1 protein-coding gene is annotated in these 716 nt (G+C 53.5%); it reads right to left on the bottom strand.

Translation table 11 applies throughout. The features are described 5' to 3' along the window. A partial coding sequence (locus DXB70_RS13945; RefSeq protein ID WP_243099980.1) for a VirD4-like conjugal transfer protein, CD1115 family occupies positions 1-716 on the bottom strand: 716 nt, incomplete at both ends.

Genomic DNA, 716 nt, shown 5'->3' with positions numbered 1-716 from the left:
TCCCGGCCAAGCCGCTGCATATTCTGGCTGTAACTTTCAGACTGTCCCCGGCTTCGGCCCTCGGTCTGCATAGAGATGGTGGCCTTGCCCAGCCAGTTTTCCGAAATATCCTTTAGGGTGGAAGCCTCCCGGCCTCCGAGGAACACGATACTGTCCATGTTTCCCATGATGGTTTCGGAATGGTCTTTGTACAATGCCTTGCACTGGCTCATAGCCTGATAAAAGAGCGTCAGGCTGATCTCCCGGGAACGAATGACGGCCACGATCTTTTCCAGCCCCGGCACCTGCCCGGTGTTGGCAGCCTCGTCCCATAGCACCCGCACATGGTAGGGCAGACGCCCGCCATAGGTGTTATCAGCCCGTTCACACAGAAGGTTGAACATCTGCGAAAAAGCGAGGGCAACCAAAAAGTTGTAGGTGGTGTCCGTGTCGCTGATAAGAAAGAACAGCGCTGATTTTTCATCCCCCAGCTTATCCAGCTCCAGTTCGTCATAAGATATGATCTCCCGAAGCTGGGGAATATCAAAGGGAGCCAGTCTTGCACCGCAGGAAATCAAGATGCTTTTGGCTGTCTTGCCGCTGGCGAGCTTGTATTTCTTATACTGCCTCACGGCGAAGTGCTGGGGGCTGCGACGTTCCAACCCGTCAAACATATAGTCCACCGCATTTTTGAAGGTTTCGTCATCCTCCCGGACTTCCATGCTGTTTATCATTTC

It is taken from the genome of Clostridium sp. OM05-5BH (assembly GCF_003481505.1).
Classification (GTDB): Bacteria; Bacillota; Clostridia; order Lachnospirales; family Lachnospiraceae; genus Otoolea; species Otoolea fessa.
This window is presented reverse-complemented; position numbering and strand designations above follow the sequence as displayed.